Source organism: Bradyrhizobium sp. 61, assembly GCF_023073075.1.
In the GTDB taxonomy this organism is placed as follows: domain Bacteria; phylum Pseudomonadota; class Alphaproteobacteria; order Rhizobiales; family Xanthobacteraceae; genus Bradyrhizobium; species Bradyrhizobium barranii.
In genome coordinates, this window is the sequence record NZ_JADPIU010000011.1 from 180389 (window position 1) to 197078 (window position 16690).

Consider the following 16690-nt stretch of genomic DNA (forward strand, 5'->3'; position numbering starts at 1 on the left):
CGCAAGTCTCAGGCCCAATTGTGCAGCGGCGGGTTCTTGTCGTTCAGCACATAGTTCCCGATCAGATGATACTTCCACCGGACGGGGTCGTGCAGTGTGTGCGTACGCGCGTTGCGCCAGTGACGATCAAGGTTGAGGCTCGTCGCGCACTGCTTGCGCCACCGAACTCGAACAGCTTGGATGAGGCAAACAGCGCCGCATCGTTCGCCAACACCTTTGCTTCGGCGACCGCGACAGAGGCACGCGCGACGTCGGCCTCGTCATGGCCGTCCCGCACAGCGTCCAGGATCCGGGCCGCCCGCTCGACCATGGCGTTGGCGGCGTTGACACGGATCTGGAGGTCGCCGAGCAGAGCGATCGTATGGGGATCGTCCTGCGCACGCTCGAGCCCGCTGTCGATCCATGGACGGGAGACCGCACGCGCAAGCCGCACCGCTTCCGCGAACGAGGCCCGCGCGATCCCCAGATCGATCGCGGCATGCAGGAGCTGCGCGAACGGACCGCTCAAGCTCGGTTTCGAGAACGATTTGTGGCGCTCAATGACGTAGGCAGGGTTGACCTCGACGTCGTCGGCGATGATCGAGCCGCTTGCCGACGTCCGCTGACCAAGCCCGTTCCAGTCATCAACCACCGACAGGCCCGCGGCGTCGCGCTCGACATAGACGTAGACGATATTGCCGTCATCGTCGACGCCCGAGATCGGAATCCAGTCCGCGAACAGCGCGTTGGTACAATAGGTCTTGCGCGCGTCGAGCCTGAGACCGTTCGCCGTCCGGCGGATGCGGCTACGAACGTCCAGCACATCCTTGCCGCCGGCTTCCGCAAAGCCATTGCCGATCACCTTGCCGCGCAACACTTCGCCGAAGAAAAACCGCTTCTGCTCCTCGGTGCCGATGCGGTACAGGTTCTCGAGCAGCAAATAGTTGTTTTGCGGAAGCTGGCCGATCGACGGGTCGGCCGCTGAAATCGTCGCCACGACCTCGATGACGGTTTCGATCGAAACGCCAGCGCCGCCGAATTCGGGCCGGATACCGATGCCCCACAACCCGCTTTGCACGAACGTCCTGACCTCATCGTGCGGAAGGCGACGTTGGCTGTCGCGCTCCGACGCGCCAATAGCCAACGCATCGGCAAGCTCTCGTGCTGTCGTAAGCGCCTCCTCCGAATTGCGGATAACGCGAGTGGCATTCGTGGAGGACTGCGCGTTCTGAGGCACAACATTCATGACGATCTTGACCCTTCAGACAGGCGCTGCGATGCTGCCAGGCCAGCGAGAAACTCGAAAATAATGCGGGCGCAGAGGAACGCGGCAAGACCCGCGGCGTCGTGGGGCGGGCTTACGCAATTGATGTCGATGGCCACGATGTTGAGGCGGCGGAGCAACCTTGCGACCTGCAAGCCCTCGCGCACTGTCACCCCCTCCCAACTGGGGGTAATGACCCCGGGCGCGACGGAGGGGTCGAAGAAGTCCATATCCCAGCAAATATAGACGGGACGGTCTGCGATGCGGTGGCCGACTTCGTCGAAGACCGAGACAAAGCCTCTCTCCAGCAGCTCTGCGATCGTCACCAGCTGATAGCCGAGCCCGCGAGCATGCGCATAGAGTCCCGTCGAGGCCACCGGGCCACGCAATCCGATGTGAAACGATACTGTCGGATCCAGCAGACGCTGCTCGGCGGCCCGGTGGAAGGCAGCCGGGCCGACATTCCCGGCCAGCGGATAGGCATCGGTGTGCGCATCCAGATGGACCACCGCGAGATTCGGATAGCGGCGCGACACCGCCTGGAGCAGCGGCAGCGTGACGCTGCCGTCGCCGCCGATCATCACCGGGACTGCGTTCGTTTCGACCAGGGCCCCCGCGAAACGGGCCACGTTGCGCTGAGAGGTGTCCAGATCGCCGTGCTGCACGCGTGCGTCCCCGACGTCGACGAGCCCAAGCGCCGCCAGGACGTCGCGATCGGTGTCGGGATCCACCGCTCGCAACTGGATCGATTGTTCACGCACGCTGCGAGGGCCGAGACGTGAGCCAAAACGCGTGGCGTGCTGGCCGCCATCGAACGGAAGTCCGCCGATGGCAGCCCGGGACTGCGGGGGCAAGCGCGTGACCAGAGGTACCCCCATGAAGGTGAGTGGCGCCGCTGCGTCGATCGGAGCGTTCTCGGTCGTCATGTCGCGAGCGCGTCGAGGTATCTGTTCTGGACCTCGAAGTAATTGCGCGCATACCATTCGGCATCGACCGCGGTCTGGCGTGCGATATTCTCGGGTGATCCGGGGTTTTGTGGCTGCAACTCGGCAGGAACCAGCTTGTTCGCGGCTGGATTGATCGGGCCCCAGCCCAGCTTGGTGAGCAGCGCCACCTGCAACGCAGGATCTTGCGACAGCGCGACCCAGCGCCAAGCGTCCTTGCTGTTCTTGGCCCCTTTCAGGACGTTCCAGGCCGCAATCAGCAGGATGCCTTCATTGAAATGGTAGTCGATGCGTCCCTTCGTGTCTTCCTTGACGCCTTGCGCGCGCGTATTCCAGAGACTGCCGATCGACACCTCCCCGGACCGCAGCAACTGCTGGGCTTCCGATGCGTTGCTATAGAAGATCGTGTCCTTCTTGATCGCGCGCACCTTCTCCAGCCCGCGATTGACGTCCAGCGGATAGAGCTTGTCGCGTTCAACGCCGTCAGCCAGCAAAGCCGATTCGAGCACGCCCTCGACGTTGTTGCGCAGCGCCCGCCTCCCCTTGAAATTCTGCGTGTCCCAGAAATCCTTCCAGGTGCGCGGAGGCGTCGAGCCGAAGCGCGCGCTATCGTAAGTGATGACGAAGGAGAAGAAGTACGAGCCTACGCCCCACGGGGTGCGGAACTGGTTCGGTACCGCGTTGACGTCGACGATGGATTCATCGACCTTCTCGAGCAGGCCCTGCCGGCCGAGCTCCAGGGCGGATAGGAGATTCCGGTCGGCCACGTCCCACGCGACGCTGCCCGACTCGACCATTGCCTTGATCTTTCCGGGCGTCGGACCTGTGGTGTCAAATCCGACACGGCTGCCAGGGTAGCGTTTGACGAACTCCGCCGCGAGAATGTCGCGCTGCGCAGGCAGTGCGTCGCCGCCCCAATTGGCCACCACGAGCTCGGCTTGCTGTGCGCTCGCGGAGCGTACGAAGCTCAGCGAGCCCGTACCGACGCTCAGCGCCGACAGGAGCTGAAGGAAGTGGCGGCGGTGAACGGTCTTGCCCTGCGTCTCGCGCCGGAGCGATCGCTCGAGGTGCTGCATATAGTCGGAATCTTGCGAAAAGTCGGACATGATATCTCCTTTCAACTCAATCGATCTTCCTGGAAGCCGGTAAACGAGCGCGGGCGGGCACTGCCCAACAACAGCGCAAAAAGCACCAGCAAGGTTGCCAGCAGCACCAGAGTGCCAAGCGCTGCGACCATGGGGTCGAGATTCAGGAAAAGGCTCTGCCAGATCTGCTTTGGCAACGTGTTCACGTTGCGGCTGGTGATGAACAGCGTCACGACGATCTCGTCCCACGACGTCACCAGCGCCAGCACGAAGCCGGCCCCGATACCCCATCTGATCTGCGGCAGCAGCGTCTTCACGAGCGCCTGTGTCGGCGAGGCGCCCAGGCTGCGCGCCAGTTGCAATGTGGCCGGATGCACCGAGGCCAAGGAAGCCGAGATGGAGAGCACGGCAAAGGGCAGCCCCTTGATCGCGTGGACGAGGATCGTGCCCGTGAAGCTGTCGAACAGGCCCAGCCACGATAACGTGCGGTGGTAGGCAACGGCGTGAATGATACCCGGCACGATCAGCGGCCCCAGCATCAGAACCTGCAGGAGCAGGACAGCGCGGCCCTGTCGCTGCCATGCGCCGAGGCAGAACGAGAGGCCGAGCAGGACCGCAAGAGATGCGGCAGGCAACGCGACGCCGACACTGTGCAGCAAGCTGTCGCGCCAGGCCGGATCACCAAGCAGGCGATGATAGTGCAGCGCGGACAGTCCGTTCTGGGGCATCGACAGATATCGGGTGTCGCTGAACGACATCGGAACGATGGCGATCAACGGCAGCACCAGGAACGCAACGACCAAAAGCGCAACGGAGCCGGCGGGCCCGAACGGAAGTACGGCCAATGGCGATCGTGCGCTCATGTCTTCGGCTTGGCCGTAGCCAGCTCAAGTAGATGGCTGAACCGCCACACCAGCGCGCCTGTCACCAGAAGCAACGACGTGCTCAGGGTCGTGGCGATGTCCCATCGCAGCGTTTCCGTAACCTGCACGGATATGAATTCCGCCACCATCACGGTCTTGCCACCCCCCAGAATGACCGGCGTCAAATAGAAGCCGAGCGACATGATCGACGTCAGAAACGCCGCGGCAGCCAGTCCGGGACGGGATAGCGGCAGGAACACGCGAACGAACGCCTGAAGTCGATTGGCGCCCAGCGAACGCGCCACTTGAGGCAACGTTCCTTCGATGCGGACCATCTGGGCGTAGATTGGCAGGATGGCGTAGGGCAGCATGTAGTGCACCATGCCCAGCACGACGCCGAACGTATTGCGCACCAGCGACAGAGGGTGATCGATCCAGCCCCAATGCAGCAGGACGCCGTTCGCTATTCCGCCCGGCGAAAGCAATGCTATCCACGCGTAATTGCGGACCAATACGGATATCCATAATGGCAGCAGTACACAGGCCAGCATCCACCTCCGCGCCTCGGGACGGGCTTGCACCATTCCGTAAGCGGTCACGTATGCCAGGAGCAACGTAATTCCGACAGTCAACGAGCTGATCCAGAGGGTATTGACGACCACCACGCGAACCGTCGGATTCTGAAGCAGAGCCCAATAGTTTCCAAGGCCAGGTGTCGGCGCTAGGAAGCTCAGCCCCACCACCCCGGCAAGCGGAATGACGTAGCACACCAGGAGTACAAAAGCGGAGCCGGCAAGCAGGCGATCCTGCAAGGAAAAGCCGCGAAGCGTCGCCGACGAAAAGTAAGTGCGCCTAGGCCCCGCCTGCACCGTCAACGCCGGATTCATGCAGCGAACTCCGGCGAAACCGCGGATGGTTCAGGCACGGCCACATCGCTGTTCGGCAGGCACCAGAGCCGTTCGGCATCGAAGACGAGCCAAACATCTAATCCCGGCGCCACGGGCGATGCGGTGCCGGCCATAGTCACCGTCAAGGTCTCGTTGCCGACCGTGACCAGTATGTCGACCGAAGCGCCCAGAAACGTCTGGCTTACAACCTTGCCACGAATCCGACCGTCGGCGTTTGGCGCCCTACTTCCTGCCTCGGTCATGGTGATGCTTTCGGGCCGAACGGCAAGCACACAAGGGCCGGCGGCGAGCGGCACGGGCCCCGGCGCCGCCCCGATCCGGGTGCCGTTCCACTGAATTTGCGGCCGGCCATCGGGGCCGCCGAGCACCACAGCTTTCAGCAGGTTGTTCTTGCCGAGGAAGCCGGCGACGAAACGGCTGGCCGGCCGATCATAGATCGCGCGGGGCGAACCGATCTGTTCGGTTCGGCCCCGGTTCAGAACGACGACGCGGTCCGAAAGAGCCAGCGCCTCCTGCTGGTCATGCGTCACGTAGATGAATGTTGTCCCAACCTGCCGATGAAGACGGACAAGCTCGGCCTGCAAGTCACGCCGCAGGGCTGCATCCAGTGCGCTCATCGGCTCGTCGAGCAACAACAGGTCCGGCTCGAAAGAGAGCGCACGCGCCAGCGCGACGCGCTGCTGCTGCCCTCCTGACAGGTTTTTCGGAAGACGGCTGCCCAAGCCGCCGATCTGGAGAAGGTCCATGACCTCGTTGACGCGGCTCTCGAGTCGCCTTTTGTCAGTGCGGCGCACGCGCAACGGAAAGGCGATGTTTTCGTAGACCGTCAAATGAGGGAAAAGGCCGTAGCCCTGCGGTACAACTCCAAAACGCCGTGCCTCCGGCGGCAGATGAGTGATGTCGTTGCCATCAAGATAGACCCCGCCATGGTCCGGCTCGATGAAGCCCGCGAGAACCGAAAGCAGCGTCGACTTGCCCGACCCGGACGGTCCCAGCAAGGTCAGAAATTCGCCCCGGGCAACATCGAGCGAGATGGACTCCAGTGCGTGCAGCTCACCATAGCGCTTGCAGATGCCATCGACCTTCAGAAAGCCCGTCGACATCAGAATGCGCTCGCCTTCGCGAGCTTATCTGGCCAGAAGGATGACCGGGGCGTCATTCTAGTTGCCTCAAACTGAATTCATAGACCTATCGACATTTCGCGCGATGATGTTGCCGATCGCGCCTGATGTCGAGCACCGCCGGCAAAAAGCGATAAACGTACCTCGCAAGCGTGGTCGGCGCGCCGACCGTTTCCTATCTAGGGCAATTCTTGGAAATAGCATTGCGCAGCTCTCGCGCGGCGCGACACCATTTACGCGGCAGCCGACCTGACGAGAAACGGACACCGATCCGCCCTCTCTCGATTTTCGTCGATCACGCCGTACTGCCACCATTCGATCTCGCCGGCATTGTAGCTTCCCAGTTGCGGGCTATGACCGAGACCGTCATACCGTTCGACGCGGTCGCGGATCCTCTGTCGAACGCGACGCCCCTCCGGGGTTTCGCCGGCCACGATGTCAAATCGTTCTCGTGGATTGACGATGAACAGCAGATTGTCGCCGAGGTTTCGGCTACGGCGGCGTACATGAGCGGGGTTGCTCATGTTCACGAACAGCTGCATGCCGTTGTAGCACATGGCCCAGTATGGCGAATGCGGATCGGTCGCGACGTCCTTTGGCCAAGGCTCGTTGTCGAGCTCGTGCCAGCTCTGCAATGTCCGCCATCCGATGTCGTGGTAGCCGGCAACATCATTCGCCGAAGCGGCTTTTTGCGAGAACGCAACGACCAAGGGACGAGCCGTGCTGACCTTTCCGTCCCAGTGGCGCGACAATTCCACGTACGCAGAAAGATCTTCCGCAGCTTGCTGGAGGCTTCCCTGCGAGCCGTCCTCGACGAACGAGAACAGCAGCAGTCCGCGGCCGAACGCATTCTGCGAGAAGATGCATGGAAACTCGGCCGGCGGCGTCAGGCGCTCCGCCAACTGCCTGAAGCAGCTCCGCTGCCAACTCCCGCCTTCAAATCGGTCATGGACTTGGCTCTGCTCGATCAGACTCATGAGTTTAACCTCTCGCGTTAAACGATATCCCGCCGTTCGGGGGCGATACATTTACGAAAGAAGCCAAATGTTCAGAAGGTGCATGTGTCGTCGATCATACGAGGTCATAGCAGGCCATAAGACCCGAGAAAGATAGGGCCGCCACATTCGGTGCGAATGATCGCATCGTAGAACCACACGGCGCGACAACAACGTTCTTCATCACGTCGCAGGCGATGTGGCGGCAGCTATTGCGCGAGTCTCACGGGATCGCCGACTTTGATGCGGCCACGATCATCTGGAATGAGGTATTGACCGAAGATCGTTTCTCCACGCGTGTTTCGCCTGAACCTGGAGAGGGTTCGTAGCGGCTCGTGGTCGCCCGTTTTCAGCCCGCGCTCCTGATCGATCGTTATGACGGCGCATCTGGAGCACGCTTTGGCGACCCGAAATCTGACGCCTCCCAGTTCCAATTGTTGCCAATGGTCCTCCGCCCATGCGCGCGCATGCTCGACAACGACGTTGGCTCTGAACCTCGTGAGGTCAACCGGATGCTCCAAGCGCGTGTTCAGATCATCCAACGAAGATTTGTTGATCAGCAACAAGGGAAAGTCGTCAGCAAAGGAGACCCGGTCGGCCGCAGCTCCAAATCCCGGATCGACCTGCCGCGCGGTGCAGGGACTATCCATGTAGGCGAACCGGTAATCTCCACCGAGAATGTTACTCAGCCAGGCATTCTCTTCCCGGCCGGCAATGAGCGCCGGTGCGCGGTCATTCCATATGACGACATCGGCACGCCCCGCTGGCGGTTCAGGCGTTGACAATACTAGCGAGGAGCCGTCGAGCGCGGACAATATAAGCCCACCGAATGACACGGACGCACTTATGGTCGCCATCCGAGGGAGCGTTCGTTGCGTAACGAAGCTCCCTTTCGCATCAACAATCATCCATCGCCGGTCGTCGGCTAGGCCCCATGGCTCGACATTGGCCTCAAGGACCGATTGTCCTCGAAGCCCCTTTACGGGGTAGAGCCAAATGTCACGAATTTGCATCTGCGCAGTCATGCGATTGCCGATCAGCCATCTCGTCAGCCAGCCCACGGTTCGATCGGCACCCTAGGAACGAGATCGCGAATTCAAAGGGTCATCTACGACCGATTGAATAGGGCCATGACACGACGCGATTCTCAAAACCATGAAGGTTACACGTTACGGACATCAGCATGTCCTGACGTCTCGCAATGGAACTAGCAGGGCTTGCACGAAAACAATCTGAGGCAGTCGTGCGTCCAGGCAGCAAACAACCGCTATCCGCCTCGCACGCGACAAACGAAAATGTCTTCTTTAAGTTGCGCACCCATTTTTGCTCGCCATCGCATCATCGATGCGGTACTCAACCCGCCCGCGAGCTTCAAAGGAAGTGACCCATGCAGCAGTTAAGCAAAGACGACAGAATCGCGACGCGCGCGCACCAGCATGGATCTTATCAACTGGATGTCTTTCGCTCGGCCATCGAAGTCCCCGAGCATTGCAGGGCGGGCATCATCGATCTGCTTAACGAGATCATTTCCACCAACTGGCGGCTCGACAGTCCCTGGTGGTCGGCGTCCGATACCCCCTTTCAGGATGGATACGGCATCGGGCTGGTTCGCCTCGCCGATCAGATCGTCGGATTTTCCATCTGGCGCCGTCTCTCGATCGATGGCCGGCCGGCCATTTGCCGCTCCGGAATTGAGCTCAGGCCGGAGCACCAGCGCAAGGGACTGTTCGGGCTGCTGCTGAAGGGAATCCTGGACGCCGAACTCGCCACCGTGCCCGCCGGGGCGGAAATCTACTACACGTGGCGAACGAGAAATCCGGTGGCCTGGAGCGCGCATGCAAGGACATGCAAGCGGCTACTGCCCTCGCTGTCAGACGGCAATGGGGACGACTCCTTGAAGGACGCCGCCGTACAAATCGCCAAGATTCTCTATCCGGACCGGGATCTCGAGTTTCCCAACCTGATCGTCCGTAACTCCTATCCGAACATCACCTACTACAATCAGCCAACTTACGAGTCGGATAGCGCGCTGACAGAAACGTTCCGCCGTATCGTCCCCGACACAAGGGATGCGATCTTCACGGTAGGGACCGTCGTGCGGCCGTCGATCTAGTACCGACAACCATGCTGATGAAGCCCGCCGATTCCGCGTCCCCGCTTTCGTGGCGGGATCTCATTGGATGGGGATGCGTTTCCGGTGCTTACGCGGTCGCTTTCCTGCAGCGCGTGTGCCCGCAAACAATCGTCGGCGAGTTGGCCCGCGACTTCGGTGTTGGAGCGGACGGCCTAGGAATCATTGCGTCTTCGTACTTCATTGGCTACATGCTGATGCAGTTTCCCGCCGGCGTACTCGTCGATGTCTTCGGCGTGAAGGCTCTGGTGATCTGGAGTCTCGTAGCCTCTTCCGTTGGCACGGTACTGTTCGCCGCCTCGACGAGCGTTTCATCCGCATTTCTGGCTCGTCTCATCGTAGCATGCGGCGACGCCCTGATCTTCACAGCGCTCATCAAGCTGGTGGCGCAGCAATTCCGCGAACGCCAGTTTGGAATCATGTCGGGGCTCTCACAGCTGTCCGGCTATGCGGGCGGCGCCTTGGCAGCTACACCGCTCGCTTTTCTTGTATCATGGGTAGGCTGGCGCGCGAGCTTTGCAAGCATCGGTATTTTCTGCCTCTTCAACCTTGTCCTCGCATCCTATTTTCTGCGCCCGCGCAGCCCCACCGCTCAGCGGTTCACCCTCAAAACCGTCCTGTCTTCTGCCATCGCCGAACTGAAACATCGGGAGAGCTGGGGCTGCTTGCTGACGTTTGCATCCCACTTTGTAAGCGTGACAACAATCTCAGGCGTCTGGGGCATACCGTTGTTGACAGACGCCTTTGCTATGGAGCGCCATAACGCGACCGCGACGCTATTTCTGTTCATGGCGAGTTGCATGGCGGGCTCCGTGATCTTCGGCTATGTCGCAGATCGAGTGCGATCGGTGGGACGGGCGCATGTCGTGATGTGTCTGCTCCGGACAGGCAGTCTCGCCTTACTAGCCCCCGAGGTAGGACAACTGACAGGCCTGGGTGCCGTTGTCGCGGGCTTCATCGTCCTGGGTTTGATTGCCGGCGGCATGACGCCGATGATCCTCAAGGCGGTCAGGAGCATCTACTCTGTCGCACGCCTTGGCACAGGCGCCGCAATCAATACGACCTCCGCGGGGCTTCTCACCGGCGCGTTACAGCCCGTGCTCGGATACCTGCTCCACGAAACCTGGGAGGGCGCGACGCGCGATGGCGTCAACGTCTATTCTGACGCGGGTTATAACGCGCTCATTCTGATCCTGGTGGGCATGTCCCTACTGGGACTCGTCGGCGTGCTGCTGATGCGGCGAAGGCTTTGATGCGCGTCGCCGCAGAGCCCTGGGCCGCGCTACGAGCGAAAGTCGAAAAGGAGTTTCTGTGCAACATTCCTCTCGGCTCCAGTTTACGGGCTATCAGCTGCGCTATCGTGAAGTGTATCAACGCCTGAGAGAGTCAATCCTGCAAGGAGCGTATCCTCATGGCGCCCGGGTTCCCTCAATCCGAACGCTCGCTTCCGAGCTCGGTCTTTCACGCGCCACTATCGAGAAGGCCTACGACCTGCTCATTGGAGAAGGACTTCTCGTCAGTCACGGGCAATCCGGAACAAGAGTTTCTTATGTTCGGCCTCGCATGCTGGTCGCACGGATTCCATACGCGCCGGATCAATCGATCCCGGATTCCAAGCCAACTGGAGATGATTCAACGGATGTAAGCGAGAACGAGCGCTCTGGAACACTAGCCGGCAGTACGGGTGTCAGCCCCTTCCAGATTTCCGTGCCCGCAATCGACGTTTTTCCGCGGGCAGCCTGGCTCAAGATCAGCCAGCGCATCTTGAGAGATCGCGCGGAGATAAGCCAACTCGTTGACGACGTCCAAGGCTATCATGCCCTACGAACGGCCATCTGCGGGTATCTGAACGTGGCGCGGGGCATTCGGTGCGGGCCACATCAGATCTTCATTACGGGTGGGTACCGCCAATCATTGAGCTTGGTGGCCGGCGCACTCGTTGCTTCCGAGAGCGCGATCTGGATCGAAGATCCCGGGTATCCGCCGACATCTGTGGTGCTCGAACGGCTCGGGATGCGTCCCATACCCATTCCGGTAGATTCTGAGGGACTTGACGTCAACGAAGGCCGCCAACGCGCCGCTCGTGCCCGCATGGCAATCACGACACCAACCAAACAAAGTCCTCTTGGCGTGAGCATGTCGCTGCGGCGCAGAAGCGACCTCACGGATTGGGCTGCCGAGACCGGCGCTTGGATCGTGGAAGACGACTACGACAACGAGTTTTGCTTCGAAGGAAAGCACCTACCGACATTGCACAATCTGGATACTTACGGCCGCACGTTATATTTTGGCACGTTCAGCAAGAACCTCCACCCCAATCTGCGTATCGCCTACGTCGTGTCCCCCGATTCTATCGTCGCTCCCCTCCGAATAGCCGCTAACAATATGCTGGACGGAATTTCAATATTGCAACAAAAAGTGCTGGCTGCCTTCATCGCCGAAGGTCATTTCGCGCTTCACTTGAAGAAATCGCGCGGCATCTGTGCCGCAAGGCGAAAAGTGGTGATTGACGCTCTGGCTGCTCGGTTTGGCCCACGGTTATCCATCTGCCAAAAGAGCTGCGGCCTTCATCTCTTCGCGACCACAAGTGGATCTGCGAACGACGTCGCAATTTGCAAGCTTGCTAACCAGAAGGGACTTGGCCTCTCGAACCTCTCTTCGAGATACATCAAGGCCGAACCTAAACAGGGCCTGCTTCTGGGTTATGCGAACTTCTCAAGCGACGCTCTGCTGTCGCGCTCGATGGACCCGCTCGAGGAATGCCTTGACTATTTCGACCATGTCGGTGCCGAACTATAGCAGATTGGCTCGTCGCCATAGGCGACTGCACAAGGCCTTACACCGCGACGTCTCGATATCTTGTACGTGCGACGCTCTCTGAGAGAGGCGGCCGCCGTGTGGGCGAGATGCGGATCGGTGCCATCGGCAAGCATAGCAACATCATCCAAGGACAGGTTGACCTGCGTAGCCAGACGGAGAGCCGCCGCGCGGTTCGTCGTTTGCCGGCTCATGGAAAGATGCTGGCGGCCGAGCACGCTGGCAAGCGCGCGAGGGGGTACGGCGCCGCCAATAGTAGACGGCTGTGCAGCAGCTCCCGCGCCAGGCCGGTTTCGTGAGTGATTTCAGGCTGGGCGGGCGAGTTGGCTGGGACGGGAGGGTACTTCGGCAAATTTCGACACGTGGCGGCCAGCGCGCCCATGCTGTGCTCCTGGGAGGCTTCGGTCAGAAACGCAACCATGGTGTCAACGCAAATCACGAGGTCGAGCTGCCGGATCAGATGACCGAGGGCCACGATGTCGGGCGTGCTGATATCCCGCGCGACCGTCTCCGGGAGCCGCTCAGCCCCTCCTCCTCGCTGAAGCGAATACAAAGTTCTGCCGTCGCCGCCAAGGCGCCTCAACAGCGCCGGCGGAACGGAACGCCGCTTGTCCCAGGCACCAACCTCCCAGACCAGACCGACAGACAGGCCGCCGCGTTGCTCGAGCAGCTGCGACGATAAGCTGCTTGCCGGCAGCGTCAAATAGGGAGCGCGGATCTCGACCGTTGCCGGCCCTGCCCTGATCGCGTGCGGAACCTCCATGATCTCGATATCGACATCAAACTCGGTGCAAGGCGCACCATCATGAAGCGGAATTGCAAGACTGACGCCCTCGATCCGTTCGACCAGCGGCAATAGCTCAGCCTGGCACCAGACCGTCACGCTGCGCGCTATCATCCTGAGCGCAGGCATGAAGCGCAGGAACTGGATGGTGTCGCCGAGGCCGTGATAGCAGCGGACCAGCACGCGCTTGTTCGCCAGTTCCTCGCCGCGCCATATCCGTTGCAGATGGCGCGGACCAGTGTGCTTGGGGGCAGCCGCAAGCGCTGCCAGATCGCGATCGGCAATGGCCCAGGCGCGAGCGAAATCCCCCGCACGCATCGCCTCCGTCCAGCTGTTCATGCTGCCCACGTCGGGGCACCCCTCCTAGGCTCTCACGAATTTATGAAAGCGACTGAACTCGCCATCCTTGGTCCTGTCCTGATGAAGGAACGCGATGCCGGCATCGTCGAACTTCTCGAAGAACACGTCCCAGCCGATCCGGTCGAGACCTTCATCCGGGGGATCGAAGTCGATCCGCAGGATGCCGGCATGCCCCTTCCCTTCGGTCGCCTTCACGGTTGCCGGCTTGCCACCGCGTTCTTCCGCCCATTTTCGAATGACGTCGTGGTTGGTGGTGTGCTGCGCTTCGCTGCTGTGCGTCTTTGAGTGGCTCGAGTTCATGTGGATACCTTCCTGGTTGGCGCTGGAACTCGACGTGACGACGAGTTCGTCCGCTTTCGCTGAACGTCGGCCGGCAGAATTTGTTCTTGTCGACCACCGCTCCGGGTCGAATGGGCATTGCCACATCCACCATCTTCTTCTTGTTCTTCAACCAGGAAGAAGATCGTTCCTTGCAGGCGCCCGCAGATTCTAATCCAGGTTAAGCTTGTTTCTTTTTCTGGGGGTTTGAAGCGATCATCCTGCCGCACACCATGGTCGACACAGGAACGAACATACCTTCCGCACGTTCGCCGATCTACTTACGTTTGACCGTGTTGCTTTTCCGGAGGGCATCGATTCATGCATTCACGTCTTCAAGACAGGCAACGCGTACGCGTCGGCATTGTCGGCGTAGGCAACTGCGCGAGCTCGCTGATCCAGGGGCTTACCTACTACCGGAATGCAACGTCGAACGAGCCGGTACCCGGATTGATGAATGTGGATGTCGGCGGCTACCACATCAGCGACATTCAGATCGCTTCGGCATTCGACGTCAACGCTCATAAGGTCGGCCGCGACGTTGCCGAGGCGATCTGGGCCAAGCCGAACAACACGCACCGCTTTTCCGACGTCGCCGAGAGCGGCGTGATCGTGCAGCGCGGACCGGTCATGGACGGCGTCGGCCGCTATCTTCAGGACGACATTCCAGTTTCAGATGCGCCCGAAGCGGACGTTGCGGAGGTGCTGGCGATGTCGCGCACAGACGTTCTGGTGTCCTATCTTCCGGTCGGCTCGCAACGTGCAAGCGAATGGTACGCCGCCCGCGCGATCGAGGCCGGTTGCGGCTATGTCAACTGCATCCCGGTTTTCATCGCCTCCAATCCGGATTGGCGAGCCAGATTTGAGCAAGCCGGTCTACCCATCATCGGCGACGACATCAAAAGCCAGGTCGGCGCCACCATCCTTCACCGCGTGCTCGCCAATCTTTTCCGCGACCGCGGCGTCCGCCTCGACCGCACCTATCAACTCAACGTCGGCGGCAATACCGATTTCAAGAACATGCTGGAGCGGGAACGGCTGACATCCAAGAAGATATCGAAGACCCAGGCCGTCACCAGTCAGTTCGACGTTCCCATGGATGCCGATAACATCCATGTCGGGCCGAGCGATCACGTCCCCTGGCTCACCGACCGGAAGCTCGCTTACATCCGGCTGGAGGGCACCACCTTCGGCGGCGTTCCCCTCAGCGCCGAGGTGAAGCTCGAGGTCTGGGATTCTCCGAACTCGGCGGGAGTCGTCATCGACGCCGTGCGTTGCGCCAAGCTCGCCATGGACCGCGGCATGGCGGGCGCGCTGACCGGCCCTTCGAGCTACTTCATGAAGTCGCCGCCGCAACAGTTCACCGACGAGAAAGCCAGGCGTCGAACCCGGGCCTTCATCGGCAACAAGGCCTACGCGTGATGGCGAGAACCATACATCTCGTGCGTCACGGTCGTCACGCCCTGCTTGGCCGCACCCTGTGCGGCCGGATGAAAGGCGTCGCGCTCGACGAGCTGGGTTGCGAGGAGATCGCGCACTGCGCCGATGCGATAGATCCCCGCCCGAATCTGGTTCAATCGAGCCCGCAGCGCCGCTGCCTGCAATCCGCCTGCATCTTGGCCACGCACTACAGTCTCGCGGTCGAGATCGTTCCTGCTGTCGATGAACTGGACTACGGCGACTGGACGGGACAAAGGTTTGACGATCTCGACCGAGATCCGCGATGGTCGGCCTGGAACACGCAACGCGGCACGAGCCGGCCGCCCGGCGGCGAGAGCATGCGAACCCTCCAGCAACGCGTCATCGGCCATCTCGAGCAGCTGCGGAGCGACTCTAGTTGCGACACCGTAGTCGTCGTCAGTCATGCAGAGCCTATCCGTACAGCGCTATTGCATTATCAGGGACTTGAGCTCGACGACTTTCTCTCCGTCGAAATCGAACCGGGCAGTGTCAGCACGCTGATCGTCGATCAGAACAAATTCAAGATTACCGGAATGAATCAGCGGGCAAGAGCGTGAAGATCGTCATATTCGGCCTGACTATCTCCTCCTCCTGGGGCAACGGTCACGCCACCCTGTGGCGGGGCCTCTGCAAGCACCTGGTGCGACTGGGGCACACCATCGTGTTTTTCGAGCGCGACATGCCTTATTATGCCAACGCTCGGGATCTCCATGAATTGCCGGGCGGCCAGCTGAACTTGTTTCCGGATTGGGAGACTGTCCGCCCGATTGCGAAGCAGGATCTCCGCGACGCCGATGTTGCTATCGTCACGTCGTATTGTCCGGACGCAATCGCGGCGACCGACTTGATCCTCGCCGAGGGACGCCCTCTTCCGGTGTTCTACGACCTAGACACCCCGGTGACGCTGTCGAGGATCGTGGCCGGAAAAGCAGTGCCGTATATCGGTCCACGCCGCCTGGAGGACTTCGATCTGGTCCTGAGCTTTACGGGAGGTCCACGGATCTCGCACGAATTCCGCTCCAGGCTCGGCGCACGTCACGTCGAGCCCCTCTATAATCATGTCGATACAGACGTTCATCGGCCGGTCGAACCGCAACCGCATTACCGCGCCGATCTGTCTTATCTTGGGACCTACTCCGACGATCGTCAGTCGACGCTCGAGGCGTTATTCATGGCACCCGCGCGAGCACGGCACGACCTACGGTTTCTGATCGGCGGCGCCCAGTATCCCGACGATTTTCCGTGGTCCCCAAACGTCTATTTCGTCCAGCATCTACCGCCGTCCGAACATGCCGCTTTCTTCGCTTCGTCTCGCCTGACCCTCAATGTCACTCGTCGGGCGATGGCGGAGATGGGGTGGTGCCCCTCTGGCCGGCTGTTCGAAGCGGCAGCCTGCGGAGTTCCCCTTGTCAGCGACAGTTGGGAGGGAATTGATATGTTCTTTGCCCCTCGCGAGGAAATCCTCCTTGCGAAAGACGGCGGCGACACGCTCGCTGCCTTGGCGATGTCCGATGCCGAACTGCGACGCATCGCGCGACGGGGACGCGAGCGGGCCATGGACCAGCACACATCGGACAAGCGGGCCAATGAACTTGTTGCGCTGCTCGAACGCACAGTCTCCGATCGCACGGGCCAGCAGCAATCTAAGGAGGCTTAGATC

16 protein-coding genes are annotated in these 16690 nt (G+C 60.9%); 6 read left to right on the forward strand and 10 right to left on the reverse strand.

Annotated features, from left to right (window positions below; genetic code table 11):
- Nucleotides 1-61: 61 nt before the first annotated feature.
- From IVB46_RS05755 to IVB46_RS05790, 8 genes are all read right to left on the reverse strand, one after another.
- Nucleotides 62-1225 carry an SfnB family sulfur acquisition oxidoreductase gene (locus IVB46_RS05755; protein WP_247342266.1) on the reverse strand — a complete coding sequence of 388 codons (1164 nt, stop codon included), beginning with the start codon at nt 1223-1225 and terminating at the stop codon, nt 62-64.
- Nucleotides 1222-2169, reverse strand: a complete 948-nt coding sequence (locus IVB46_RS05760) for an arginase family protein (protein ID WP_247303016.1) — start codon at nt 2167-2169, stop codon at nt 1222-1224. Before IVB46_RS05760 ends, IVB46_RS05755 begins: the two co-directional genes overlap by 4 nt.
- Nucleotides 2166-3293, reverse strand: coding sequence for an ABC transporter substrate-binding protein (locus tag IVB46_RS05765; protein WP_247303018.1), 1128 nt, complete (start codon nt 3291-3293; stop codon nt 2166-2168). Before IVB46_RS05765 ends, IVB46_RS05760 begins: the two co-directional genes overlap by 4 nt.
- 11 nt (nt 3294-3304) lie before the next feature.
- Complete coding sequence (locus IVB46_RS05770) at nt 3305-4048, reverse strand: ABC transporter permease (protein WP_247303020.1); 744 nt, start codon at nt 4046-4048, stop codon at nt 3305-3307.
- Nucleotides 4049-4131: 83 nt separating this feature from the next.
- Nucleotides 4132-5022 (reverse strand): ABC transporter permease, encoded by an 891-nt coding sequence (locus IVB46_RS05775; RefSeq protein ID WP_247303022.1) that lies wholly within the window; start codon nt 5020-5022, stop codon nt 4132-4134.
- On the reverse strand, nt 5019-6146 hold the full coding sequence (locus tag IVB46_RS05780; RefSeq protein WP_247303023.1) for an ABC transporter ATP-binding protein: 1128 nt from the start codon (nt 6144-6146) through the stop codon (nt 5019-5021). The genes IVB46_RS05775 and IVB46_RS05780 overlap by 4 nt, the downstream gene beginning before the upstream one ends.
- A 251-nt stretch (nt 6147-6397) precedes the next feature.
- Complete coding sequence (locus tag IVB46_RS05785) at nt 6398-7192, reverse strand: YqcI/YcgG family protein (protein WP_247303025.1); 795 nt, start codon at nt 7190-7192, stop codon at nt 6398-6400.
- Nucleotides 7193-7368: 176 nt separating this feature from the next.
- Nucleotides 7369-8184, reverse strand: a complete 816-nt coding sequence (locus IVB46_RS05790; RefSeq protein WP_346016119.1) for an MOSC N-terminal beta barrel domain-containing protein — start codon at nt 8182-8184, stop codon at nt 7369-7371.
- Nucleotides 8185-8546: 362 nt separating this feature from the next.
- On the opposite strand from IVB46_RS05790, the gene IVB46_RS05795 reads away from it, so the two are divergent.
- Genes IVB46_RS05795 through IVB46_RS05805 form a run of 3 tightly spaced genes read left to right on the forward strand, consistent with a single transcriptional unit; the run spans nt 8547 to nt 12089 of the window.
- Nucleotides 8547-9272: a hypothetical protein gene (locus tag IVB46_RS05795; protein ID WP_247303027.1), complete on the forward strand. Its 726-nt coding sequence runs from the start codon at nt 8547-8549 to the stop codon at nt 9270-9272.
- 11 nt (nt 9273-9283) lie between these two features.
- Nucleotides 9284-10543, forward strand: coding sequence for an MFS transporter (locus IVB46_RS05800; RefSeq protein ID WP_247303029.1), 1260 nt, complete (start codon nt 9284-9286; stop codon nt 10541-10543).
- 58 nt (nt 10544-10601) lie between these two features.
- Nucleotides 10602-12089, forward strand: coding sequence for a PLP-dependent aminotransferase family protein (locus IVB46_RS05805; protein ID WP_247303031.1), 1488 nt, complete (start codon nt 10602-10604; stop codon nt 12087-12089).
- A 208-nt stretch (nt 12090-12297) separates the two neighbouring features.
- On the opposite strand, the gene IVB46_RS05810 is transcribed toward IVB46_RS05805, so the two are convergent.
- Together IVB46_RS05810 and IVB46_RS05815 are read right to left on the reverse strand one after the other, a co-directional pair.
- Nucleotides 12298-13230 (reverse strand): hypothetical protein, encoded by a 933-nt coding sequence (locus tag IVB46_RS05810; protein ID WP_247303104.1) that lies wholly within the window; start codon nt 13228-13230, stop codon nt 12298-12300.
- Nucleotides 13231-13254: 24 nt separating this feature from the next.
- Nucleotides 13255-13551, reverse strand: a complete 297-nt coding sequence (locus IVB46_RS05815; protein WP_247303034.1) for a hypothetical protein — start codon at nt 13549-13551, stop codon at nt 13255-13257.
- Between the two features lie 339 nt (nt 13552-13890).
- On the opposite strand from IVB46_RS05815, the gene IVB46_RS05820 reads away from it, so the two are divergent.
- From IVB46_RS05820 to IVB46_RS05830, 3 genes are read left to right on the forward strand one after another with little or no spacing between them, the layout of a single operon-like run.
- Entirely contained in the window at nt 13891-14991 is a 1101-nt protein-coding gene (locus IVB46_RS05820) for an inositol-3-phosphate synthase (protein WP_247342269.1), read from the forward strand.
- Complete coding sequence (locus IVB46_RS05825; protein ID WP_247303039.1) at nt 14991-15587, forward strand: histidine phosphatase family protein; 597 nt, start codon at nt 14991-14993, stop codon at nt 15585-15587. Before IVB46_RS05820 ends, IVB46_RS05825 begins: the two co-directional genes overlap by 1 nt.
- A complete protein-coding gene (locus IVB46_RS05830) occupies nt 15584-16687 on the forward strand; it encodes a glycosyltransferase (RefSeq protein WP_247303041.1) in 1104 nt (367 codons plus the stop codon). Before IVB46_RS05825 ends, IVB46_RS05830 begins: the two co-directional genes overlap by 4 nt.
- The last annotated feature ends 3 nt before the right edge of the window (nt 16688-16690 follow it).

What these genes read in the sequence shown, in the direction of transcription:
- IVB46_RS05755 (WP_247342266.1), bottom strand. Translation starts at nt 1,225, where the DNA reads ATGAATGTTGTGCCTCAGAACGCGCAGTCCTCCACGAATGCCACTCGC.
- IVB46_RS05760 (WP_247303016.1), bottom strand. Translation starts at nt 2,169, where the DNA reads ATGACGACCGAGAACGCTCCGATCGACGCAGCGGCGCCACTCACCTTC.
- IVB46_RS05765 (WP_247303018.1), bottom strand. Translation starts at nt 3,293, where the DNA reads ATGTCCGACTTTTCGCAAGATTCCGACTATATGCAGCACCTCGAGCGA.
- IVB46_RS05775 (WP_247303022.1), bottom strand. Translation starts at nt 5,022, where the DNA reads ATGAATCCGGCGTTGACGGTGCAGGCGGGGCCTAGGCGCACTTACTTT.
- IVB46_RS05780 (WP_247303023.1), bottom strand. Translation starts at nt 6,146, where the DNA reads ATGTCGACGGGCTTTCTGAAGGTCGATGGCATCTGCAAGCGCTATGGT.
- IVB46_RS05785 (WP_247303025.1), bottom strand. Translation starts at nt 7,192, where the DNA reads ATGTATCGCCCCCGAACGGCGGGATATCGTTTAACGCGAGAGGTTAAA.
- IVB46_RS05790 (WP_346016119.1), bottom strand. Translation starts at nt 8,184, where the DNA reads ATGACTGCGCAGATGCAAATTCGTGACATTTGGCTCTACCCCGTAAAG.
- IVB46_RS05795 (WP_247303027.1), top strand. Translation starts at nt 8,547, where the DNA reads ATGCAGCAGTTAAGCAAAGACGACAGAATCGCGACGCGCGCGCACCAG.
- IVB46_RS05800 (WP_247303029.1), top strand. Translation starts at nt 9,284, where the DNA reads ATGCTGATGAAGCCCGCCGATTCCGCGTCCCCGCTTTCGTGGCGGGAT.
- IVB46_RS05810 (WP_247303104.1), bottom strand. Translation starts at nt 13,230, where the DNA reads ATGAACAGCTGGACGGAGGCGATGCGTGCGGGGGATTTCGCTCGCGCC.
- IVB46_RS05815 (WP_247303034.1), bottom strand. Translation starts at nt 13,551, where the DNA reads ATGAACTCGAGCCACTCAAAGACGCACAGCAGCGAAGCGCAGCACACC.
- IVB46_RS05820 (WP_247342269.1), top strand. Translation starts at nt 13,891, where the DNA reads ATGCATTCACGTCTTCAAGACAGGCAACGCGTACGCGTCGGCATTGTC.
- IVB46_RS05825 (WP_247303039.1), top strand. Translation starts at nt 14,991, where the DNA reads ATGGCGAGAACCATACATCTCGTGCGTCACGGTCGTCACGCCCTGCTT.